The organism is Pseudomonas sp. RGB, from assembly GCF_007713445.1.
Classification (GTDB): domain Bacteria; phylum Pseudomonadota; class Gammaproteobacteria; order Pseudomonadales; family Pseudomonadaceae; genus Aquipseudomonas.
The window spans coordinates 116,684-140,198 of record NZ_VMSH01000001.1 but is presented as its reverse complement, the minus strand read 5'-3'; the positions used below and the strand labels follow the sequence as shown (position 1 = coordinate 140,198).

Sequence of the window (23,515 nt, the reverse complement as noted above, 5' to 3'; positions counted from 1 at the left end):
TTATAGTCAATTATACTCTTCACTATAATTTATAGTCCTTTCCATAATTGAGTATAAAAGCATGTCGAAGAACAGCGGCTTCGTATTCCGCCGCCCCGCCCTGGCAGGCAGCATTGCCGACGGTTTGGTGGGGGCCGGTATTCAGGATTTTACCTCTGGCCTGTTTCTCGCGGCGCCGCGCCGCACCGGCAAAAGCACTTTTTTGCGTGAAGACCTGATCCCCGAGTGCCAACTGCGGGGTTGGCTGACGGTGTATGTCGATCTCTGGGCCGATAAAGAGAAAGATCCGGCGGAGTTGATCGCCAGCGCGATTGCCGCTGCGCTGGTGCCTTATGAAAAGGGCATTCGCAAACTCGCCAAGAACATTGGCATCGAGAAACTAAGCTTTTTGCGCACCCTGTCCTGGGACTTCACCAAGCCACAACTGCCCGTCGGTGCAACACTGACCCAAGCCCTGGAGTTGCTGCACAGCGCCGCGGAAAAACCCGTGGTGCTGGTGATTGACGAAGCCCAGCATGCTTTAACCACCGAGTCCGGTATCAACGCGATGTTCGCGTTGAAAGCTGCCCGGGATCAGCTCAACCAAGGCCGTGACGAAGAGGGCAGCGGCTTGCGCCTGGTGTTCACCGGGTCCAACCGCGACAAGCTGGCGCATTTGGTGTTGGGCAAAAGCCAGCCGTTCTTCGGCTCCAGCATCACGCCGTTTCCCTTGCTCGGCAAAGCGTTCACCCAAGCCTACACCGCGCACCTCAACGCGCATTTGGCCAGCACCAATCAATTCGACGCGGCGGATATCGACGAAGCCTTCGAGCTGGTAGGCCGTCGCCCCGAGATGCTGCGCACCATTATTGGCGAAGTGGCGCTGGAGCTGGGCGAAGCGAGCAACCTGGGCCAGTTGCTGCACAGTCGTGCTGAATTCCTGCGCGCGGGCGTGTGGACGGAGTTCGAAAGCGCCTGGAACAACCTCACCATCCCCCAGCGCGCCGTGCTGGAGGTGATGGTGGAGCGTTCGCAGAACAACGAACCCTTTGCGCCGTTCACCGACAGCACGCTGATGGCGGTGAGCAAAGCGCTGGAAGACATGGGCAGCGATGTGGTGCCGGGCACCCAGACCATTCAGGCGTGCATTGATGCTTTGCGCGACAAGGAGCTGGTGTGGAAGTCGAGCCGGGGCGGCTATGCCCTGGAAGACAAATCCTTCGGGGATTGGCTGCTGCACAAGCGCTGAAGCGCACCACAAAACCAATGTGGGAGGGGGCTTGCCCCCGATAGCGGTGGGTCAGCAGTCTATAAGTGACTGAAACACCGACATCGGGGGCAAGCCCCCTCCCACATTTGATAGGCGTCGTGGCTTATTTTTTCAGCAGGGCCGAACACGCCGCTTTGTAAGCCTCATGCTGATATTTGTTCAGCGAAGCGGGCAGATCAAAGTTGTGCTTCTTGTTCTGCGCATTGATGGCCTGCGGCGACAGCAACGTCACCTCAACCCCCTCCAGCAGCTGAAACACGCCTTCAATCTTGAACGTGGTCGGGCCACCGGCGAACTCGCCTTTCTTGCTGCGCTTCTTGATCGCGATGCGGGTGATGGCGTTTGCCTGCACAAACGCCTTCACTTGCGCGGCGAAGGCTTTGACGTTGGCTGCCTCATCGTCGTCTTCCAGGGCGATTTTCTTGGTGGCCAGGGCGACGTGGGTCAGCGCCTGGTTGTCCAGGGAGGCGACAGCGATGATGGCTTCGCTGCCTTTGATTTCGATGCCGCAAATAGTCATGAATGGCCTTGATACAGAGGAAAGTGGCAGAGATTGTCGCTTATTCCTGCCCGATCGACTCCAAAAACTCCGACCGCTCATCACTCATCCGCGCCAGGCAGTCATTGAGTTGAATCGCGTATTCCTTGCTGCCGTTGACTGCCGGGAAGGTGTCCACTGCGCAATCGGCGTCACGCAGTTTTTCCCACTTTTGCTGAGCATCCTTCAGACGAGCGGTAATGTCGGCCAGTTGCGACTTGTTGCTGCCATAGGTCGAACCCATGCGTTCCAGCAGGCCTTGATAGTTGTCTTTGAGCAATTGTTCAGCGGTGGTTTTGTTGTAAGTGGCGCATTCCAGGGTTTGTTTGTCGTTTTCGATGCCATCGCAGGGCGTGTTGTCGGTGTCTTCGGCCGCGTGGACGCCGGTTGCGATGAGTGCCAAAGCCAGGAAAATCGATTTCATTGCGCCGTCTCATATCAGGTGATGCGGAATTCTGGCTCAAGCGTAAGACAAAGAACAGTCGTCAGTCAGACGTGTCATGTAGGCCTTTGTCGCGGATTGACGCTTTCGGCAATTCCCCTGTCGTTTTTGCACCCGGTTCGTTCAGCCCCTGGGCATATGCTGGCCCCAAAGCGCCGGCAGACGATTCGGCGCATGAATCGCCAATAAGGGGACGCCTGATGAGCCCAGCGCAATTGCACGCCGACAGCATCGTTATCGACGGGCTGATCATTGCCAAGTGGAACCGCGACCTGTTCGAGGACATGCGTAAAGGTGGGCTGACCGCCGCCAACTGCACCGTGTCGGTGTGGGAAGGCTTCCAGGCCACGATCAATAACATCGTGGCCAGCCAGACCCTGATCCGTGAGAACAGCGACCTGGTGATCCCGGTGAAAACCACCGCCGACATCCGCAAAGCCAAGGAACAGGGCAAAACCGGCATCATCTTCGGCTTCCAGAACGCCCATGCGTTTGAAGACCAGCTGGGCTACGTCGAGATCTTCAAGCAGCTCGGGGTGGGCGTGGTGCAGATGTGCTACAACACCCAAAACCTGGTCGGCACCGGCTGCTACGAGCGCGATGGCGGCCTGTCGGGTTTTGGCCGTGAAGTCGTCGGCGAGATGAACCGCGTCGGCATCATGTGCGACCTGTCCCACGTCGGCTCCAAGACCAGCGAAGAAGTCATTCTCGAATCGAAAAAGCCGGTGTGCTACTCCCACTGCCTGCCGTCCGGCCTGAAAGAGCACCCGCGCAACAAGTCCGATGAAGAGCTGAAGTTCATCGCCGACCACGGCGGTTTTGTCGGTGTGACCATGTTCGCGCCATTCCTGGCCAAGGGCATCGATTCGACCATCGACGACTACGCCGAAGCCATCGAATACACCATGAACATCGTCGGCGAAGACGCCATCGGCATCGGTACCGACTTCACCCAGGGCCATGGCCAGGATTTCTTCGAAATGCTGACCCATGACAAGGGCTACGCCCGCCGCCTGACCAGCTTCGGCAAGATCATCAACCCGCTGGGCATCCGCACCGTGGGCGAGTTCCCCAACCTCACCGAGACCCTGCTCAAGCGCGGCCACAGCGAGCGTGTGGTACGCAAGATCATGGGCGAAAACTGGGTCAACGTCCTCAAGGACGTCTGGGGCGAATAAGCCACCGCCAACACTTCTTTTCCCCAGGCCATTCGGTGCCTGGGGCATTCAAACGAATTTTCTGGAGTTAAGTTTCCATGGCCAAGATCGCCCCGCAATTGCCAATCGAAGTCGACAGCGAAACCGGTGTCTGGACCTCCGACGCCCTGCCGATGCTGTACGTGCCGCGCCATTTCTTCGTCAACAACCACATCGGTATCGAGGAAGTGCTGGGCGCAGATGCCTACGCCGAAATCCTCTACAAGGCCGGCTACAAATCCGCCTGGCACTGGTGTGAAAAAGAAGCTGAATGCCACGGCCTGGAAGGCGTCGCGGTGTTCGAGCACTACATGAAGCGCCTGTCGCAACGCGGCTGGGGCTTGTTCAAGATCCAGGACATCGACCTCGACAAAGGCACCGCCAGCGTCAAGCTCGAGCACTCGGCATTTGTCTACGTGTACGGCAAGGTCGGGCGCAAGGTCGACTACATGTTCACCGGCTGGTTTGCCGGCGCCATGGACCAGATTCTGCAGGCGCGTGGCAGTCAGATCCGCACCGTGGCCGAGCAAGTGTACGGAGGCTCCGAAGAGGGCCACGACGACGGCCTGTTCACCGTCAAGCCGTTGTAAGTCGAGGAACCGTGCCATGGCTTTCGAAGCAATGTTCGCGCCGATCCAGATCGGCAAACTGACCATCCGCAACCGCGTGCTCAGTACCGCCCATGCCGAGGTGTATGCCACCGACGGCGGCATGACCACCGACCGCTATGTGAAGTATTACGAAGAGAAAGCCAAGGGCGGGATCGGCCTGGCGATCTGCGGCGGTTCTTCCAGTGTGGCCATCGACAGCCCGCAAGGCTGGTGGAAATCGGTGAACCTGGCCGATGACCGGATCATCCCGCACTTCCAGAACCTGGCCGATGCCATGCACAAGCATGGCGCCAAGATCATGATCCAGATTACCCACATGGGCCGTCGCTCGCGTTGGGATGGCGAGCATTGGCCCACATTGCTGTCGCCGTCGGGCATCCGCGAGCCGGTGCACCGCGCCACCTGCAAAACCATCGAGCCGGAAGAAATCTGGCGGGTGATCGGCAACTACGCCAGCGCGGCGGCGCGCGCCAAGGCCGGAGGCCTGGATGGCGTGGAACTGTCGGCGGTGCACCAGCACATGATCGACCAGTTCTGGAGCCCGCGCGTCAACAAACGCACCGACGAATGGGGCGGCAGCTTTGAAAACCGCATGCGTTTCGGCCTTGAGGTATTGAAGGCTGTGCGGGCTGAGGTCGGCCCGGATTTCTGCGTGGGCATTCGCCTGTGCGGCGATGAATTCCACCCGGACGGCCTGTCCCACGAGGACATGAAACAGATCGCCAAGTACTACGACGACACCGGCATGTTGGACTTTATCGGCGTGGTCGGCTCGGGCTGTGACACCCACAACACCCTGGCCAACGTGATCCCGAACATGAGTTATCCACCGGAGCCATTCCTGCACCTGGCCGCCGGTATCAAGGAAGTGGTCAAGGCCCCGGTGCTGCACGCGCAGAACATCAAGGACCCGAACCAGGCCACGCGCATTCTGGAAGGCGGCTACGTGGACATGGTCGGCATGACCCGCGCCCACATCGCCGACCCGCACCTGATCGCCAAGATCAAGATGGGCCAGATCGACCAGATCAAACAGTGCGTCGGCGCCAACTACTGCATCGACCGCCAGTACCAAGGGCTGGATGTGCTGTGCATCCAGAACGCCGCGACCTCGCGTGAATACATGGGAGTGCCGCACATCATCGAGAAGTCCACCGGGCCCAAACGCAAAGTCGTGGTGGTCGGTGCCGGCCCTGCCGGGATGGAAGCCGCACGCGTTGCTGCCGAGCGTGGCCATGACGTGACGTTGTTCGAGAAGAAAGACTTTATCGGCGGGCAAATCACCACCGCTTCCAAAGCACCGCAGCGCGACCAGATTGCCGGTATCACGCGTTGGTTCCAGCTGGAGCTGGCGCGCTTGAACGTCGACCTGCGCCTGGGCGTGGCGGCAAACGCCGATGCGATCCTCGACCTGCGCCCGGACGTGGTGGTGCTGGCCGTCGGCGGGCATCCGTTCCTGGAGCAGAACGAACATTGGGGCGCGGCAGAAGGCCTGGTGGTCAGCAGCTGGGACGTGCTCGATGGCAAGGTCGCGCCGGGCAAGAACGTGCTGGTGTACGACACCATTTGCGAATTCACCGGCATGTCGGTGGCGGACTTCCTGGCCGACAAAGGCAGCCAGGTCGAGATCGTCACCGACGACATCAAGCCGGGTGTGGCCGTGGGCGGTACGTCGTTCCCGACCTACTACCGCAGCATGTACCCGAAAGAAGTGATCATGACCGGCGACATGATGCTGGAAAAGGTCTACCGCGAAGGCGACAAGCTGGTGGCGGTGCTGGAGAACGAATACACCGGCGCCAAGGAAGAACGCGTGGTCGATCAAGTGGTGGTCGAGAACGGCGTGCGTCCGGATGAAGAGATCTACTACGCGCTCAAGCAGGGTTCGCGCAACAAAGGCCAGATGGACATCGAAGCGCTGTTCGCGATCCAGCCGCAGCCGTGCCTGAGCGAGCCGGGCGAGGGGTACTTGCTGTTCCGCATCGGTGACTGTGTGGCGCAGCGTAATACCCACGCCGCGATCTATGACGCCCTGCGCCTGTGCAAGGATTTCTGACGAGGTGAACTCGGTCAAAAAGGTGGGAGGGGGCTTGCCTCCGATGGCGGCGGGTCAGGTGATACAGCTGTAGCTGACCCACCGCTTTCGGGGGCAAGCCCCCTCCCACATTCAGGCCAGTTTCACAGTAGATATGTGCGGTTTGTGGGAGCTTCACCATGTTGAACACCTTGCTGCCTGTTCTTTTGTTCGCGGCGCTGGGCCTGGCTTTGCTGGGCGCCCTGCGCCGGGTGAACATGTGGCGCCGCGGCCGCGCCTCCAAGGTCGACCTGCTCGGCGGTCTGCTGGCCATGCCCAAGCGTTACATGGTCGACCTGCACCACGTGGTCGCCCGCGACAAATACATCGCCAACACCCACGTCGCCACCGCCCTGGGCTTTGTGCTGTCGGCGTTGCTGGCGATTCTGGTGCACGGTTTCGGCCTGCATAACCGCATCCTCGGCTACGCCTTGCTGCTGGCGTCGGTGCTGATGTTTGTCGGCGCCACGTTCGTCTACCTGCGCCGTCGCAACCCGCCGTCGCGCCTGTCGAAAGGCCCGTGGATGCGCCTGCCGAAAAGCCTGATGGCGTTCTCGGTGAGCTTCTTCCTGGTGACGTTGCCGGTGGCCGGGACTCTGCCGGCCGACTTCGGTGGCTGGCTGCTGGCGGCATTGCTGAGCCTGGGCGTGCTGTGGGGTGTGTCGGAAATGTTCTTCGGCATGACCTGGGGCGGCCCGATGAAACACGCCTTTGCCGGTGCGCTGCACTTGGCCTGGCACCGCCGCGCCGAACGTTTTGGTGGCGGCCGTTCCACCGGCTTGAAGCCGCTGGACTTGAGCGATAAAACCGCGCCGCTGGGCGTGGAAAAACCCAAGGATTTCACCTGGAACCAACTGCTCGGCTTCGATGCCTGCGTGCAGTGCGGCAAATGCGAAGCCGCCTGCCCGGCGTTCGCCGCCGGCCAGCCGCTGAACCCGAAGAAGTTGATTCAGGACATGGTGGTCGGCCTGGCCGGTGGCACCGATGCCAAGTTCGCCGGCAGCCCGTATCCCGGCAAACCGGTGGGCGAACACGGAGGTAACCCGCACCAGCCGATCGTCAACGGCCTGGTGGATGCCGAAACCCTGTGGTCGTGCACCACCTGCCGCGCCTGCGTGGAAGAGTGCCCGATGATGATCGAGCACGTGGACGCCATCGTCGACATGCGCCGCCACCTCACCCTGGAAAAAGGCGCCACGCCGAACAAGGGCGCCGAAGTCCTGGAAAACCTGATCGCCACCGACAACCCCGGCGGTTTTGCACCGGGCGGCCGCCTGAACTGGGCGGCGGATTTGAACCTGCCGCTGTTCAGTGAAAAAGGCAGCGCCGACGTGTTGTTCTGGGTCGGCGACGGCGCCTTCGACATGCGCAACCAACGCACCCTGCGCGCCTTCGTCAAAGTGCTGAAAGCGGCCAAGGTCGACTTCGCGGTGCTCGGCCTGGAAGAGCGCGACAGCGGCGATGTCGCGCGGCGCCTGGGCGATGAAGCCACCTTCCAGCTGCTGGCCACGCGCAATATCCAGACCCTGGAGAAGTATTGCTTCAAGCGCATCGTCACCTGCGACCCGCACAGCTTCCACGTACTCAAAAACGAGTACGGCGCCTTCAACGGTAACTACCGGGTGCAGCACCACAGCACCTTCATGGCCGAACTGATCGGCGACGGCGCGTTGAACCTGGGCCAGCACAAAGGCGACAGCGTGACCTATCACGACCCTTGTTACCTGGGCCGCTACAACGGCGAATACGAGGCGCCGCGCCAAGTGCTGCGCGCGCTGGGCATCGAGGTCAAGGAGATGCAACGCTCGGGCTTCCGTTCACGCTGCTGCGGTGGCGGTGGCGGTGCGCCGATCACCGACATTCCCGGCAAGCAACGCATTCCCGATATGCGCATGGAAGACATCCGCGAAACCGGCGCCGAGCTGGTGGCTGTGGGTTGCCCGCAGTGCACGGCGATGCTCGAAGGTGTGGTTGAACCGCGCCCGTTGATCAAAGACATCGCCGAACTGGTGGCTGACGCTTTGCTCGAAGACGCCGCCCCGGCAAAAGCCCCGATTAAGCGTGAACCTGCGGAGGTGCACTGATGAGCGACATTATCCGCCGCGACCCACGGGCCGAATGGATCGCCCGCAACCGCCTGCACCCGCTGCATGCGGCAATGCAGCCGCTGCAACACAGCTGGATGGGACCCAACGGCGTCATCCGCAAGAACATGCATGGGGTCGGTTTTATCGGCCCCAACGGCATCAAACGCATTGACCGCAGCGGTGCCCAGCAGGGCGGCGCGGCCAAGCGCACGGCGGCGGTGCAAGTGCAGTTGCCGCTGCATCAGGTACCGGCGCCGGCGTTTTATATCAGCGTGGTGCCGGACATGGTCGGTGGCCGCCTGAGCAGCCACGACCGCGACGTGCTCGGCCTGGCGCGGCAACTCGCCGGCAGCGACGGCGCTGTGCTGGCGGTGGTGTTTGGCGAACACAAGGAAAGTGCCTTTGCCACGGCCGGCGTTGATCGCCTGCTGGTGTTGGAAGGCCACGAATTCGACGGTTATTCACCGGAGCAACGCGTTCAGGGCCTGCGGGCTGTGGATAACCAGTTCAACCCGCGCCACTGGCTGCTGCCGGACAGCCGCAGCGGCGGTGGCGAGTTGGGCCGGCGTTTTGCCGCCAGCCTCAAGGAGCGCCCGGCCACGCGGGTCTGGCAGATCAAGGGCGAAGAATGCATCGGCCGCGCGGGTGCGGGCCAGGAAGACTTGGCCCGGCCATTGCCGCGCCTGATCCTGGCGGCCGTGGAGTGCGCCGAACCGGTCAGCGAAACACGTCACGAGGCATTGCCCGTGGAGTTATCCACACCCTTGGCGCGCAGCTTGCCGCGTATCGAAGACCTCGGTGCGGTGGCGGTGGACCCTGGCGCGATTCCCATGGCCGAAGCGGAGTTTATTTTCTCCGGCGGCAATGGCGTGAAGGACTGGGCACTGTTCCACCGAACCGCCGCAGCCCTGGGCGCCACCGAAGGCGCCTCGCGGGTGGCGGTGGACGATGGCTTTATGGCGCGTGATCGCCAGGTCGGCGCCAGTGGCACCTGGGTCACGGCGCGGGTTTACGTGGCCGTGGGCATTTCCGGGGCGATCCAGCACCTGCAAGGCATTGGCGCCTGCGACAAGGTGGTGGCGATCAACCTCGATCCGGGCTGCGACATGATCAAGCGTGCCGACCTGTCGGTGATCGGCGAGAGCGCCGCGATTCTGCAAGCCTTGATCGCTGCGGTCGAGGCCTACCGCAATGGCGCCAAGCGCGATGCGGCTTAAGGACATGACCATGACAACACCTGTAATCAGCTTGGTATCCATCGGCGCCCACCCCACTTCCGGCCGGCCACGCCGCGCGGAGCAGGATGCTCGCGCCGTCGAGTTGGGCCTGCAAATGGCTGGGGATAAGTTGCAGGTGCTGCACGCCGGCAACATTCACGAGCCGACGTTGCGCAGTTACCTGGGCATGGGTTTGCCGCAATTGCATGTGCTTGAGCAGCCGGACGGCGCTGACGCCTTGCCGGCCCTCAGCGATTACCTGCGCGGTGCCGGTGCCCAGGTGGTGCTCACCGGCAGCCAGGCGGAAACCGGCGAGGGCTCGGGCATGTTGCCGTTTCTGCTGGCCGAGCAACTGGGCTGGCCGCTGGTTGTCGGCCTGGCGCAGGTGGAGTCCATCGACGGCGGCATCGCCCACGTGCTGCAAGCCTTGCCGCGCGGGCAGCGGCGGCGCTTGAAGGTGCGCCTGCCGTTTCTGGCCACGGTGGATAACGCCGCGCCCAAGCCACGGCAAAGCGCTTACGGCCCTGGGCAGCGCGGAGAATTGGCCGCCCATGAAGTCGAGATTGAGCAGGATGAGTTATTCACAGGTGCGGTGCTGCAGCCGGCCAAGCCGCGGCCCAAGCGCCTTAAGGTGATCAAGGCCAAAAGCGGCGCCGACCGTATGAAGGCTGCTACGGCCAAGGCCAGCGGCGGCGGTGGGCAAGTGCTCAAGGGGCTTAGTCCCGAGGCGGGTGCCGAGGCGATTCTCAAGCTGCTGATTGAAGAAGGCGTGGTGCGCTGATGCCCTGTGGGAGCTGGCTTGCCTGCGATAGCCTCACTTCGGTCTGACTGATAAACCGAGTTGCCTGCATCGCGGGCAAGCCCGGCTCCCACAGAAAAGCCCGCTCCCACATTGATCTGTGGGCTTACCCACAATCCCTGTTGACCCGTCTGTGGATAACCTGTTCGCGGTTGTCCACAGCCCCGGTAAATCAAGCCCTGTAGCCCCCTGTACGAAAAACAACCAGGCTAACCAGCGGTTTTTCCTGGGGTTTTTCTATGAATAACTTCTTTCGCCGGTACCGACTTGCCCCCAAAGTCTGTTGGCGCTTCTGTGGATAAGATGTTCGCTACCGGCTGCAGACCACGTAGATAAAGGCTTTCATTGAGGTGATCAAAATTTGATCAATTCGCGCTGTTTGCTCAATTAAAACCTTGAAACCCGCGATTTATGAAGGGTTGACGCGGTTTTCCACAGCATCGGTAAAGTTGCCCCCAAAGTCTGTTGGTGCTTCTGTGGATAAGGTGTTCGCGTACTGCCACAGGCCACGTATTTAGAGGCTGTCAGAGAGTTGATCAATAAATGATCAAACGATTACGAAAGCGCACGGCTGGAATAAGTCACGGATTTTCTTCATTTATTTTCAGAAGACCGCGCACTTGCCCACAATTGCTGTGGGTGGCTTTGTGGATAAGTTGTTGGGCGAAGGCTGGAGGGCAAGGCGGGAAAGGGTTGCAAGGGAGTTGATCAATTCTTGAGCAGTGTGGAAACCTGATGTGGGAGCGGGCTTGCTCGCGAAGGCGGTGTGTCAGTCACCCGATGGGCTGGCTGATCCACTGCATTCGCGGGCAAGCCCGCTCCCACATTTTGATCGGTCGCGTGTCAGTTACTCGTGTGCGGCCACGCCCTTGAGGTATGGCGCCGGCGCAGCGCCCAGGTTGCTCAGCAAGCGCTCGCTGTACCAATCCACAAAATTCACCACACCAAACTCATACGTCTTGGAGTAAGGCCCTGGCTGATAGGCGGTGGAGTTGATCCCGCGCTGGTTTTCTTCGGCCAGGCGACGGTCCTGATCGTTGGTGGCGTCCCACACTTTGCGCATGCGCTCCACGTCGTAGTCCACGCCTTCGACGGCGTCCTTGTGCACGATCCACTTGGTGGTGACCATGGTTTCCTGAGCGCTGATCGGCCACACGGTGAACACGATGATGTGATCGCCCATGCAGTGGTTCCACGAGTGCGGCAGGTGCAGGATGCGCATCGAGCCCAGGTCCGGGTTCTTGATGCGGCCCATCAGCTTGTTGCAGCCTTGCTTGCCGTCCAGGGTCATCGACACGGTGCCCTTGAGCAGTGGCATGCGCACGATGCGGTTACGCAGGCCGAAGCTGGCGTGGGCGTAAGGGATCTTCTCGGCATCCCAGGCGGCGGCGGAAGCGGCGACGTGGTCCTTGAAGGCCTGGTCGGCGCGCGGGTCGGTGACGTCGTCCCATTCCAGCAGGGTTTTCAACAGTTCCGGGTGCGAGGCGTTGCAGTGGTAGCACTCGCGGTTGTTTTCCAGCACCAGCTTCCAGTTGGCTTTTTCGAACAAGGTGGTCTGGATCGCCACCTTGGTGTTTTCCATGTCGTAGGGTTCCATATAGTGGTTCAGCGTCGACAGGAAGTCGTCGATGGCCGGCGGGTTCTCGGCCAGGCTGATGAAGATGTAGCCGCCGGCGGTCTTCACGTTCACGGGTTTCAAGCCGTACTGCTTCATGTCGAAGTCGGCGCCCATCTCGGTGCCGGCGAACAGCAGGCGGCCGTCGAGCTCGTAGGTCCACTGGTGGTAGTGACAGACGAGTTTGGCGACCTTGCCCTTGTCGCTGGTGCACAGGCGCGAGCCACGGTGACGGCACACGTTGTGAAAGGCGTGCACCACGCCCTCGGCGCCACGGATCACGATGATCGGGTTCTTGCCCACTTGCAGGGTCAGGTAGTTGCCCTTGGTGGGAATCTCGCAGGTCATGCCGGCGATCAACCACTCTTTCTGGAAGATCTCCTGCATGTCGATATCAAACAGCCGCTCGTCAGAGTAAAACGGCTGCGGCAGCGAAAAAGTGCGCTCGCGCTCTTGCAGCATTTGCGCGGTGGCCTTGCGTGCGGGTTCCAGCGGATCGCCCAAGCTTAAGGTTGCGGTGACGTCCATCGTGTGTGTCCTCAGGGCCATTCTGTGTGGCCGGCGAATAGTGGCTGATCAGGTTTTGCAGCAAGGCGTAAAGAAAGCGTCGTTGTTGGGAGCGAGTGTGGGCCCGGCAAAGGCCAGAACCTTGTCCATTAGCGACATGGCCCACTCTGATCCCGACGCGCAACCCCCGTGGTATGGGGGCTGGTCGCGATAAGTATGTGAATGTCGCAGATAGGTAAATGGACGTTTCTCGCGTTACGCAGAATCGCCACCATCAGGCCGATATACGGCTGCGGAGAACAGCATGTCCAACAGCTTCCTGAATCCGGTCACCACCCAGACCTGGGCCAATGGTCGGCACATTGTCCGTTGCGTCAAAGTCATCCAGGAAACCTGGGACGTGCGCACCTTCTGCTTCATGGCCGACCAGCCGATCCTGTTCTTTTTCAAGCCGGGGCAGTTCGTCACCCTGGAGCTGGAAATCGACGGCCAGCCGATCATGCGCTCCTACACCATCTCCAGTTCACCGTCGGTGCCGTACAGCTTTTCGGTGACGATCAAACGCGTGCCGGGCGGCAAGGTTTCCAACTGGCTGCACGACACGCTGCACGAAGGCCAGGAGCTGGCGGTGCACGGGCCGGTCGGGTTGTTCAATGCCATCGACTTCAGCAACCCCAAGGTCCTCTACCTCAGCGGCGGCGTCGGCATCACGCCGGTGATGTCCATGGCGCGGTGGTATTACGACACCAACGCCAATGTCGACATGACCTTTATCCACAGCGCGCGCTCGCCCAAAGACATCATTTACCACCGCGAGCTGGAACACATGGCGTCGCGGATCGACAACTTCAGCCTGCACCTGATCTGTGAAAAACACGGCCTGGGCGAGCCCTGGGCCGGTTATCGCGGCTACCTGAACCACAAGATGCTCGAACTGATGGTGCCGGACTTCCTCGAGCGCGAAGTGTTCTGCTGTGGCCCTACGCCTTACATGAACGCGGTGAAGCGCCTGCTGGAAGTGGCGGGCTTTGACATGACGCGCTACCACGAAGAGTCCTTTGGCGCGACACCGCCGGAAGCGCGTGCCGACGCGGTGGAGCAAGCCGAACAGGCCGCCGACGCACCCGAAATCGACTTGGCCGACCTGCATCAGGTGGAATTCATTGCGTCGGGCAAGAGCATTCGTGTGGCGCCGGGCGAAACCGTCCACGCCGCTGCGGCCAAGCTTGGCCTGCTGATTCCCAAAGCCTGCGGCATGGGCATCTGCGGCACCTGCAAGGTGATGAAGCTGGGCGGGGAGGTCGAGATGGACCACAACGGCGGGATTACCGAAGAAGACGAGGCCGAAGGCTACATCCTGTCGTGCTGCAGCGTGCCGAAGGGTGATGTGCGGATCGAGTTCTGATAGACCAAACCCTCAAGCGGGCAGGGTCAAATGTGGGAGGGGGCAAGCCCCCTCCCACATTTTGTTCAGTGGTGAATTCAGGCGCCCATCACTTCGCGGATATCTGCCGCCAATTCGCGCACGCGCTCTTCTTCGGTATCCCACGCACACATGAACCGCGCGCCGCCTTTGCCGATGAAGGTGTAAAAGCGCCAGCCCTTGGCCGTCAAGGCCTCGATGGCCGCTTCCGAGAGTTGCAGGAACACGCCGTTGGCTTGCACCGGAAACATCAATTCCACACCAGGAATGTCGGCCACCAGGCTGCTCAGCAATTGCGCGCAGTGGTTGGCGTGGCGTGCGTGTTTGAGCCAGGCGTCGTTTTCCAGCAGGCCCACCCACGGCGCCGAGAGAAAGCGCATCTTTGATGCAAGCTGACCGGCCTGTTTGCAGCGGTAGTCGAAGTCTTCGGCCAGCTTGTGGTTGAAGAACAGGATGGCTTCACCCACCGCCATGCCGTTTTTCGTGCCGCCGAAGCACAATACGTCCACGCCGGCTTTCCAGGTCAAGTCGGCCGGGGAACAGCCGAGGAACGCGCAGGCGTTGGAGAAGCGTGCGCCGTCCATGTGCAGGTTCAGGCCCAGTTCTTTGCAGGTGGCACTGATCGCGCGGATTTCTTGCGGGGTGTACACGCTGCCGACTTCGGTGGCTTGGGTCAGGGTGACCACGCGTGGTTTGGGGTAATGAATGTCTTGGCGCTTGAGCGCGATCTCGCGGATCGATTCCGGGGTCAGCTTGCCGTTTTCGGTGCGGGCGGTGAGCAGTTTGGAGCCGTTGGAGAAAAACTCCGGCGCGCCGCATTCGTCGGTTTCGACGTGGGCGGTTTCCGAGCAAATCACGCTATGGTAGCTCTGGCACAGCGAGGACAGCGCCAGGGAGTTGGCGGCGGTGCCGTTGAAGGCGAAGAATACTTCGCAGTCGGTTTCGAACAGATTGCGGAAACCGTCGGCGGCACGGTGGGTCCATTCATCATCGCCGTAGGCGCGTTGATGGCCCTGGTTGGCGAGTTCCATGGCGGCCCAGGCTTCCGGGCAGATGCCGGAATAGTTGTCGCTGGCGAATTGTTGGCTCTTGTCGGTCATGGCCCATTCCTGTGGTCGATGTTGGTGCGCACTGTAACCAAGAATGTTGGGCGGGCGCACGCACTGTAAATGCAAAGTCACTGGGGAATTATGCACGGTACTGAAACGATTCCTGCCAAGCAGGCGCGCGATGGCGCCTTGGACCTGCTCAAGTGGCTGGCGCTGCTGAGCATGGTCCTGGATCACCTGCGCTATGTCGGTTGGAGCCTGGATGGCCTGTACGTGCCGGGGCGCCTGGCATTCCCCTGGTTTTGCCTGGCGATTGCGGCGAACCTGCACCGGGTCAAGGATGCGCCGGTAACGGGCCAATGGCGTTACCTGGGCTGGCTGCTGCTGTTCAGTGTGATCAGCGAAGTGCCGTACCGACTGTTTATCGACGATGCCGATACCTTGAACGTGCTGCCGACCCTGGCGCTGGGGCTGCTGGTTGCCCGAGGATGGCAGCAGAAGGCGCTCGTTGATCGAGGATTGGCGCTGATCGCCCTCGCTTTGGGCGCGGTGTTTTCCACGCAGTTGATGTTCGGTTTTTTCGGTGTCTTGCTGCCGCTGGCGATGCTGATGGTGTTTCGTCGACCTTGGTATTTCAGCGTGTTGCCAGGCTTGGTCTGTGTGGCCGCCAATCAATGGCAGATTTTGCTCAACAGCGGCACGCCCGTGGCGCTTTTGGGATTGGCCGCTTGCCTGATCGCGCCGTTGGCCGGTTTGGTCTTGTTGCGACAGGCCAAAAACGTCTCGCCTCCGGCCATGCGCCGTTGGGCGTATGCCCTGTATCCACTGCATTTCCTGATGTTGCTACTCGTGCGCAAGATCATCGCCTAACCCGTGTGGGAGGGGGCTTGCCCCCGATGGCAGTGTGTCTGCCGACACATGTGCAAGCTGATCCACCGCTATCGGGGGCAAGCCCCCTCCCACATTTGTTCTGCGTTGTTGCCGCTATGTCGTAAACGCACCTTTGCGTGGCGTCCGTAGGCATTTGACCTGTCTGCGCCAGCCCTACCATCGCATCAAAGGGCCCTGCACGGGCCTCAACAATACGAAAGGCTGGGAGAGACGCGATGTTCAGCAAAAAAGACCAGATCCAGGGATATGACGACGCCTTGCTGGCGGCGATGAATGCCGAGGAGCAGCGTCAGGAAGACCATATCGAGCTGATCGCGTCAGAGAACTACACCAGCAAACGCGTGATGGAAGCTCAGGGCAGCGGCCTCACCAACAAATACGCCGAAGGCTACCCCGGCAAGCGCTACTACGGTGGCTGCGAGCACGTGGACAAGGTTGAAGCCCTGGCCATCGAGCGCGCCAAGCAGCTGTTCGGCGCCGATTACGCCAACGTGCAGCCGCACTCCGGCTCGTCCGCCAACAGCGCGGTGTACCTGGCGCTGCTGAACGCTGGCGACACTATCCTCGGCATGAGCCTGGCCCATGGCGGTCACTTGACCCACGGCGCCAAAGTGTCGTCCTCGGGCAAGCTGTACAACGCGGTGCAATATGGCATCAACACCGACACCGGCCTGATCGACTACGACGAAGTCGAGCGCCTGGCGGTGGAGCACAAGCCGAAGATGGTGGTGGCGGGTTTCTCTGCCTATTCCAAGACTTTGGATTTCCCACGTTTCCGCGCGATTGCCGACAAGGTTGGCGCGCTGCTGTTTGTCGACATGGCCCACGTCGCCGGGCTGGTGGCCGCCGGTTTGTACCCGAACCCGCTGCCGTATGCCGACGTGGTCACCACCACCACCCACAAGACCCTGCGCGGTCCGCGTGGCGGTTTGATCCTGGCTAAGGCCAATGAAGAGATTGAGAAAAAACTCAACGCTGCCGTCTTCCCCGGCGCCCAGGGCGGCCCGCTGATGCATGTGATCGCCGGCAAGGCGGTGTGCTTCAAGGAAGCGGCGGAGCCTGGCTTCAAGGTCTACCAGCAACAAGTGATCGAAAACGCCCAGGCCATGGCCAGTGTGTTTATCAAGCGCGGCTACGACGTGGTGTCCGGCGGCACCGACAACCACCTGTTCCTGGTCAGCCTGATCCGTCAGGGCCTCACCGGCAAAGAGGCGGACGCCGCCCTTGGCCGCGCCCACATCACGGTCAACAAGAACGCCGTGCCGAATGACCCGCAGTCGCCGTTCGTGACCTCGGGCCTGCGCATCGGCACCCCGGCGGTGACCACGCGTGGCTTCAAAGTGCCGCAATGCATTGAGCTTGCCGGCTGGATCTGCGACATCCTCGACAACCTCGGCGACGCCGACGTCGAGGCCAACGTGGCCAAGCACGTGTCTGCCCTGTGCGCTGATTTCCCGGTTTATCGCTGAGCGCGGTTTTGGAGTAATGACTATGCAACGCTACTCGGGCTTCGGCCTCTTCAAGCACTCACTCAGCCACCACGAAAACTGGCAGAAGATGTGGCGCACGCCCACGCCGAAAAAGGTCTACGACGTGGTCATCGTCGGCGGCGGCGGGCATGGTCTGGCGACCGCCTACTACCTGGCCAAAGAACACGGCATCACCAATGTGGCCGTGGTCGAGAAAGGCTGGCTGGGCGGCGGTAACACCGCGCGCAACACCACCATCGTGCGTTCCAACTACCTGTGGGACGAGTCGGCGCACCTGTACGAACACGCGATGAAACTGTGGGAAGGCCTGTCCCAGGACCTGAACTACAACGTGATGTTCTCCCAACGTGGCGTCTACAACCTGTGCCACACCCTGCAAGACATCCGTGACTCCGAGCGCCGCGTCAGCGCCAACCGCCTCAACGGCGTGGACGGCGAACTGCTCAACGCCAAACAAGTGGCCGACGAGATCCCGTACCTCGACTGCTCGAAAAACACCCGCTACCCGGTACTCGGCGCCACCGTGCAACGGCGCGGCGGCGTGGCCCGTCACGATGCCGTGGCCTGGGGCTTTGCCCGCGCGGCTGACGCACTCGGTGTGGACTTGATCCAGCAGACCGAAGTGATCGGCTTTCGCAAAGAAAACGGCGTGTGCATCGGCGTGGAAACCAACAAGGGTTTTATCGGCGCCAAGCGCGTCGGTGTGGTGACGGCCGGTAACTCCGGGCACATGGCTTCGCTGGCGGGGTTCCGCCTGCCAATCGAATCCCACCCGCTGCAAGCGCTGGTATCGGAGCCGATCAAGCCGATCATCGACAGCGTGATCATGTCCAACGCCGTGCACGGTTACATCAGCCAGTCCGACAAGGGCGACCTGGTAATCGGCGCCGGCATCGACGGCTACAACGGCTACGGCCAGCGCGGCTCGTACCCGGTGATCGAACACACCATCCAGGCCATCGTCGAGATGTTCCCGGTGCTGTCGCGCGTGCGCATGAACCGCCAGTGGGGCGGCATCGTCGACACCACGCCGGACGCCTGCCCGATCATCTCCAAGACGCCGGTGCCGAACATGTTCTTCAACTGCGGTTGGGGCACCGGTGGCTTCAAGGCCACGCCGGGCTCAGGCAACGTGTTTGCCGCAAGCCTGGCCAAGGGTGAAATGCACCCGCTGGCCGCGCCTTTCTCCATCGACCGTTTCCACAACGGTGCATTGATCGACGAACACGGCGCTGCGGCCGTCGCCCACTAACAGGAGAAATTCCTATGTTGCATATCTTCTGTCCTCACTGTGGCGAACTGCGCTCCGAAGAGGAATTCCACGCGTCCGGCCAAGCGCACATCCCGCGCCCGCTGGACCCGAACGCCTGCACCGATGAGCAGTGGGGCGACTACATGTTCTTCCGCGATAACCCGCGTGGCTTGCACCACGAGCTGTGGATTCACGCCGCCGGTTGCCGCCAGTATTTCAACGCCACGCGCGACACCGTGACCTACGAAATTCTTGAAACCTACAAGATAGGCACCCAGCCGCAATTCACCGCCAAGGCTTCTGGAGAGAAGGTATGAGCCAGATCAATCGCCTGTCCAACGGTGGCCGCATCGACCGTAATAAAGTCCTGACGTTTACCTTCAACGGCCAGAGCTACAGAGGTTTTGAGGGCGACACGTTGGCCGCCGCCTTGCTGGCCAATGGCGTCGACATCATCGGCCGCAGCTTCAAGTACTCGCGCCCGCGCGGCATCTTTGCCGCCGGTGCCGAAGAACCCAACGCGGTGCTGCAGATCGGCGCCACCGAAGCCACGCAAATCCCTAACGTGCGTGCCACGCAACAGGCGCTTTACCAGGGTTTGGTCGCCACCAGCACCAACGGCTGGCCGAGCGTGAACAACGACATGATGGGCATTCTCGGCAAGGTCGGCGGCAAGCTGATGCCGCCGGGTTTCTACTACAAAACCTTCATGTACCCGCAATCGTTCTGGATGACCTACGAGAAGTACATCCGCAAGGCCGCAGGTCTTGGTCGCTCGCCCACCGAGAACGACCCGGACACCTACGACAACTTCAACCGTCACTGCGACGTGTTGGTGGTTGGCGCCGGCCCTGCTGGCCTGGCCGCCGCACTGGCTGCCGCGCGCAGCGGTGCCCGTGTGATCCTCGCCGATGAGCAGGAAGAATTCGGCGGCTCGTTGCTGGACTCGCGAGAAAGCCTTGACGGTAAGCCGGCTGCTGATTGGGTCGCCAGCGTCATCGCAGAACTCAAAGCCCTGCCGGACGTGGTGCTGCTGCCTCGCGCCACCGTCAACGGCTACCACGACCATAACTTCCTGACCATTCACGAACGCCTCACCGATCACCTTGGTGACCGTGCGCCGATTGGCGTGGTGCGTCAGCGCATCCACCGTGTGCGTGCCAAGCGTGTGGTGCTGGCAACCGGTGCCTGCGAGCGCCCGTTGGTGTACGGCAACAACGACGTTCCGGGCAACATGCTCGCTGGCGCGGTCTCGACTTACGTGCGCCGTTACGGCGTGGCACCCGGTAAAAAACTGGTGCTGTCGACCAACAACGACCACGCCTACCGCGTAGCGCTGGACTGGTTCGACGCCGGCCTCACAGTCGTGGCTGTGGCCGATGCGCGCCACAACCCTCGCGGTGCGCTGGTGGAAGAAGCCCGCGCCAAAGGCATTCGCATCCTCACCGGCAGCGCCGTGATCGAAGCGCGTGGCAGCAAGCACGTGACCGGCGCCCGCGTGGCGGCCATCGATGTCAAAGCGCACAAAGTCACCAGCCCTGGCGAGTGGCTGGAGTGCGACCTGGTCGCCAGCTCCGGCGGTTACAGCCCGGTGGTGCACTTGGCTTCGCACTTGGGCGGCAAGCCGACCTGGCGGGAAGACATCCTCGGTTTCGTACCGGGCGAAGCGCCGCAAAAACGCGTGTGCGTCGGCGGCATCAATGGCGTCTACGGCCTGGGCGATTCCCTGGCCGACGGTTTTGAAGGCGGCGTGCGCGCGGCCAGCGAAGCCGGTTTTGCGCCGGTGGAAGGCACGCTGCCCAAAGCCTTGAGCCGTCTGGAAGAGCCGACGCTGGCGCTGTTCCAGGTGCCTCACGAGAAAGCCACTGCACGGGCGCCCAAGCAATTTGTCGACCTGCAAAACGACGTGACCGCCGCCGCCATCGAACTGGCGACCCGCGAAGGGTTCGAGTCGGTCGAGCACGTCAAACGCTACACCGCGCTGGGCTTCGGCACCGACCAGGGCAAGCTCGGCAACGTCAACGGCTTGGCCATCGCGGCCCGCTCGCTGAACGTGACCATCCCGCAGATGGGCACCACCATGTTCCGCCCCAACTACACGCCGGTCACCTTCGGCGCCGTTGCGGGCCGCCACTGTGGGCACATCTTCGAGCCGGTGCGTTACACCGCGCTGCAGGCCTGGCACGTGAAAAACGGCGCCGAGTTTGAAGACGTCGGCCAGTGGAAACGCCCGTGGTACTTCCCGCGCAATGGCGAAGACCTGCACGCCGCCGTCAAACGCGAATGCCTGGCCGTGCGCGACAGCGTCGGCCTGCTGGATGCGTCCACCCTGGGCAAGATCGACATTCAAGGCCCGGACGCCCGCGAGTTTCTCAACCGCATCTACAGCAACGCCTGGACCAAGCTCGACGTGGGCAAGGCGCGCTACGGCCTGATGTGCAAGGAAGACGGCATGGTCTTCGACGACGGCGTGACTGCCTGCCTCGCCGACAACCACTTCCTGATGACCACCACCACCGGCGGCGCCGCTCGCGTATTGCAGTGGCTGGAAATCTACCAACAGACCGAGTGGCCAGACCTCAAGGTGTACTTCACCTCGGTCACCGACCATTGGGCGACCATGACCTTGTCCGGCCCCAACAGCCGCAAGCTGCTGGCCGAAGTGACGGATATCGACCTGGACAAGGACGGCTTCCCGTTCATGACCTGGAAAGAAGGCTTGGTGGGCGGCGTGCCGGCGCGGGTGTTCCGTATCTCGTTTACCGGTGAGCTGTCGTTTGAGGTCAACGTGCAGGCCGACTACGCCATGGGCGTGCTCGAACAGATTGTCGAGGCCGGCAAGAAGTACAACCTGACGCCGTACGGCACCGAGACCATGCACGTGCTGCGGGCCGAGAAGGGTTTCATCATCGTCGGCCAGGACACCGACGGCTCGATGACCCCGGACGACCTGAACATGGGCTGGTGCGTAGGCCGTACCAAACCGTTCTCGTGGATCGGCTGGCGCGGGATGAACCGTGAAGACTGCGTGCGTGAAGAGCGCAAGCAACTGGTGGGCTTGAAGCCGATTGATCCGACCGTGTGGCTGCCGGAAGGCGCGCAGCTGGTGTTCGATCCGAAGCAGACGATCCCGATGAAGATGGTCGGTCACGTCACCTCAAGCTATGCGCATAACTCGCTGGGTTACTCGTTCGCGATGGCGGTGGTGAAGGGCGGTTTGAAGCGCATCGGCGAGCGGGTGTTCTCACCGCAGGCCGATGGCAGCGTGATCGAGGCGGAGATTGTGTCCTCGGTGTTCTTTGACCCGAAAGGTGAGCGGCAGAACATCTGATAGACCGAGGCGCCTGCATCGCAGGCAAGCCAGCTCCCACATGTTGAAATGCATTCCCTGTGGGAGGGGGCTTGCCCCCGATGAGGCCATTAGCCGCACAACAGAATTCAGATAGGTGCTTTATGACAGCAGCCAATGTTTACCAACAACGCCCCACCACCGGTGCCAAGGCCGAGTCGTCGCTGCACCATGCCGACCTCGCCAGCCTGGTCGGCAAGGGTCGCAAGAATGCCGGCGTGACCGTGCGTGAAAAGAAACTGCTCGGCCACCTGACCCTTCGTGGCGATGGCCACGATGCGGCCTTCGCTGTCGGCGTGCACAAAGCCCTCGGCATCGAACTGCCTGGCGCCCTGCAAGTCATCATCAACGGCGAAACCAGCCTGCAATGGCTCGGCCCGGATGAGTGGCTGCTGGTGGTGCCAAGCGGTGAAGAATTCGCCGCCGAGCAAAACCTGCGGGCTGCCCTGGGCGACCTGCATATCCAGGTCGTCAACGTCAGCGGCGGCCAGCAAATCCTCGAACTCAGCGGCCCGAATGTGCGCGACGTGCTGATGAAGTCCACCAGCTATGACGTGCACCCCAACAACTTCCCGGTGGGCAAGGCGGTGGGCACGGTGTTCGCCAAGTCGCAACTGGTGATCCGCCACACGGCCGAAGACACCTGGGAACTGGTGATTCGTCGCAGCTTCTCGGACTACTGGTGGTTGTGGCTGCAGGATGCGTCCGCCGAATTCGGCCTGAGTGTTCAAGCCTGAGGAGTTACACACGATGAGCCGCGCACCTGATACATGGATTTTGACCGCCGACTGCCCCAGCGTGCTCGGCACGGTGGACGCGGTCACCCGCTACCTGTTCGAACAGGGCTGCTACGTCACCGAGCACCATTCGTTCGATGACCGCCTCTCGGGCCGGTTTTTTATTCGTGTGGAATTCCGCCAGCCCGACGGTTTTGACGAGCAAGCCTTCCGCAACGGCCTGGCCACGCGCGGTGAAGCCTTTGGCATGATCTTCGAGCTGACGGCGCCGAACTACCGGCCAAAAGTGGTGATCATGGTTTCCAAGGCCGATCACTGCCTCAACGACCTGCTGTACCGCCAGCGCATCGGCCAACTGTCGATGGACGTGGTCGCGGTGGTGTCCAACCACCCCGATCTCAAGCCGTTGGCCGACTGGCACCAGATTCCCTACTACCATTTCCCCCTCGACCCCAACGACAAACCGTCCCAGGAGCGTCAGGTGTGGCAAGTGATTGAAGAGACCGGCGCCGAACTGGTGATTCTTGCGCGCTACATGCAAGTGCTGTCGCCGGAGCTGTGCCGCAAGCTGGATGGCAAGGCCATCAACATTCATCACTCGTTGCTGCCGGGGTTCAAGGGCGCCAAGCCGTATCACCAGGCCTACAACAAGGGCGTGAAGCTGGTCGGCGCTACTGCGCATTACATCAACAATGACCTGGACGAGGGCCCGATCATTGCCCAAGGCGTGGAGGTGGTGGACCACAGCCACTATCCCGAGGATTTGATTGCCAAGGGGCGGGATATCGAAGGGCTGACATTGGCCCGGGCGGTGGGGTATCACATTGAGCGACGGGTGTTTTTGAACGCCAATAGAACGGTGGTGCTCTGACTGAAGCCATCGGGGGCAAGCCCCCTCCCACCTTTGATGTGTGAATGCAGTCAACTGTGGGAGGGGGCTTGCCCCCGATGAGGCTCTCACAAACAACACAAGAAACAGCATCTGTAAC

Annotated in this window: 19 protein-coding genes; 15 read left to right on the top strand and 4 right to left on the bottom strand. The window is 61.5% G+C overall.

From position 1 onward, the window contains the following. Positions 1-61: 61 nt before the first annotated feature. A complete protein-coding gene (locus FPT15_RS00635) occupies positions 62-1,228 on the top strand; it encodes an AAA family ATPase (RefSeq protein WP_145157558.1) in 1,167 nt (388 codons plus the stop codon). A gap of 124 nt (positions 1,229-1,352) precedes the next feature. On the opposite strand, the gene FPT15_RS00630 is transcribed toward FPT15_RS00635, so the two are convergent. Both FPT15_RS00630 and FPT15_RS00625 read right to left on the bottom strand, forming a co-directional pair. Continuing rightward, positions 1,353-1,769 (bottom strand): DUF3010 family protein, encoded by a 417-nt coding sequence (locus tag FPT15_RS00630; protein WP_145157556.1) that lies wholly within the window; start codon positions 1,767-1,769, stop codon positions 1,353-1,355. Between the two features lie 40 nt (positions 1,770-1,809). Beyond that, entirely contained in the window at positions 1,810-2,211 is a 402-nt protein-coding gene (locus FPT15_RS00625) for a lysozyme inhibitor LprI family protein (RefSeq protein WP_119737558.1), read from the bottom strand. Between the two features lie 218 nt (positions 2,212-2,429). Here FPT15_RS00625 and FPT15_RS00620 point away from each other — a divergent pair, with 218 nt between their 5' ends. The 6 genes from FPT15_RS00620 (at position 2,430) to FPT15_RS00595 (ending at position 10,195) form a co-directional block, all read left to right on the top strand. Next, entirely contained in the window at positions 2,430-3,407 is a 978-nt protein-coding gene (locus FPT15_RS00620; protein WP_119737560.1) for a dipeptidase, read from the top strand. Positions 3,408-3,484: 77 nt separating this feature from the next. Next, positions 3,485-4,015: a DUF5943 domain-containing protein gene (locus FPT15_RS00615; protein WP_016977793.1), complete on the top strand. Its 531-nt coding sequence runs from the start codon at positions 3,485-3,487 to the stop codon at positions 4,013-4,015. 16 nt (positions 4,016-4,031) lie between these two features. After that, a complete protein-coding gene (gene dgcA, locus FPT15_RS00610) occupies positions 4,032-6,092 on the top strand; it encodes a dimethylglycine demethylation protein DgcA (protein WP_145157554.1) in 2,061 nt (686 codons plus the stop codon). Positions 6,093-6,250: 158 nt separating this feature from the next. Next, positions 6,251-8,194: a dimethylglycine demethylation protein DgcB gene (gene dgcB, locus FPT15_RS00605; protein WP_145157552.1), complete on the top strand. Its 1,944-nt coding sequence runs from the start codon at positions 6,251-6,253 to the stop codon at positions 8,192-8,194. After that, the gene (locus FPT15_RS00600; RefSeq protein ID WP_145157549.1) at positions 8,194-9,414 is read left to right on the top strand and encodes an electron transfer flavoprotein subunit alpha/FixB family protein; all 1,221 of its coding nucleotides are present in this window, start codon (positions 8,194-8,196) and stop codon (positions 9,412-9,414) included. The genes dgcB and FPT15_RS00600 overlap by 1 nt, the downstream gene beginning before the upstream one ends. 10 nt (positions 9,415-9,424) lie before the next feature. Next, the gene (locus FPT15_RS00595) at positions 9,425-10,195 is read left to right on the top strand and encodes an electron transfer flavoprotein subunit beta (RefSeq protein ID WP_145157547.1); all 771 of its coding nucleotides are present in this window, start codon (positions 9,425-9,427) and stop codon (positions 10,193-10,195) included. A gap of 865 nt (positions 10,196-11,060) precedes the next feature. Here FPT15_RS00595 and gbcA read toward each other — a convergent pair. Next, positions 11,061-12,356 carry a glycine-betaine demethylase subunit GbcA gene (gbcA, locus tag FPT15_RS00590; protein WP_145157545.1) on the bottom strand — a complete coding sequence of 432 codons (1,296 nt, stop codon included), beginning with the start codon at positions 12,354-12,356 and terminating at the stop codon, positions 11,061-11,063. Positions 12,357-12,639: 283 nt separating this feature from the next. Here gbcA and gbcB point away from each other — a divergent pair, with 283 nt between their 5' ends. Then, positions 12,640-13,740, top strand: a complete 1,101-nt coding sequence (gene gbcB, locus FPT15_RS00585) for a glycine-betaine demethylase subunit GbcB (RefSeq protein ID WP_106575585.1) — start codon at positions 12,640-12,642, stop codon at positions 13,738-13,740. Between the two features lie 77 nt (positions 13,741-13,817). Here the strand turns inward: gbcB and FPT15_RS00580 are convergent, their stop codons facing one another. Continuing rightward, positions 13,818-14,858 (bottom strand): low specificity L-threonine aldolase, encoded by a 1,041-nt coding sequence (locus tag FPT15_RS00580; RefSeq protein ID WP_106575584.1) that lies wholly within the window; start codon positions 14,856-14,858, stop codon positions 13,818-13,820. A 90-nt stretch (positions 14,859-14,948) separates the two neighbouring features. On the opposite strand from FPT15_RS00580, the gene FPT15_RS00575 reads away from it, so the two are divergent. From FPT15_RS00575 to purU, 7 genes are all read left to right on the top strand, one after another. After that, positions 14,949-15,677: a TraX family protein gene (locus tag FPT15_RS00575; protein ID WP_145157543.1), complete on the top strand. Its 729-nt coding sequence runs from the start codon at positions 14,949-14,951 to the stop codon at positions 15,675-15,677. Positions 15,678-15,913: 236 nt separating this feature from the next. Further along, entirely contained in the window at positions 15,914-17,167 is a 1,254-nt protein-coding gene (gene glyA, locus FPT15_RS00570; RefSeq protein WP_106575582.1) for a serine hydroxymethyltransferase, read from the top strand. A 22-nt stretch (positions 17,168-17,189) separates the two neighbouring features. Further along, positions 17,190-18,440, top strand: a complete 1,251-nt coding sequence (locus FPT15_RS00565; RefSeq protein WP_010207084.1) for a sarcosine oxidase subunit beta — start codon at positions 17,190-17,192, stop codon at positions 18,438-18,440. Positions 18,441-18,454: 14 nt separating this feature from the next. Beyond that, complete coding sequence (locus tag FPT15_RS00560; protein ID WP_074847785.1) at positions 18,455-18,757, top strand: sarcosine oxidase subunit delta; 303 nt, start codon at positions 18,455-18,457, stop codon at positions 18,755-18,757. Beyond that, on the top strand, positions 18,754-21,771 hold the full coding sequence (locus tag FPT15_RS00555) for a sarcosine oxidase subunit alpha (protein ID WP_145157541.1): 3,018 nt from the start codon (positions 18,754-18,756) through the stop codon (positions 21,769-21,771). Before FPT15_RS00560 ends, FPT15_RS00555 begins: the two co-directional genes overlap by 4 nt. A 122-nt stretch (positions 21,772-21,893) precedes the next feature. Then, positions 21,894-22,526, top strand: a complete 633-nt coding sequence (locus FPT15_RS00550; RefSeq protein WP_145157539.1) for a sarcosine oxidase subunit gamma — start codon at positions 21,894-21,896, stop codon at positions 22,524-22,526. A 13-nt stretch (positions 22,527-22,539) separates the two neighbouring features. Continuing rightward, the gene (gene purU, locus FPT15_RS00545; RefSeq protein ID WP_145157537.1) at positions 22,540-23,397 is read left to right on the top strand and encodes a formyltetrahydrofolate deformylase; all 858 of its coding nucleotides are present in this window, start codon (positions 22,540-22,542) and stop codon (positions 23,395-23,397) included. Positions 23,398-23,515 lie beyond the last annotated feature (118 nt).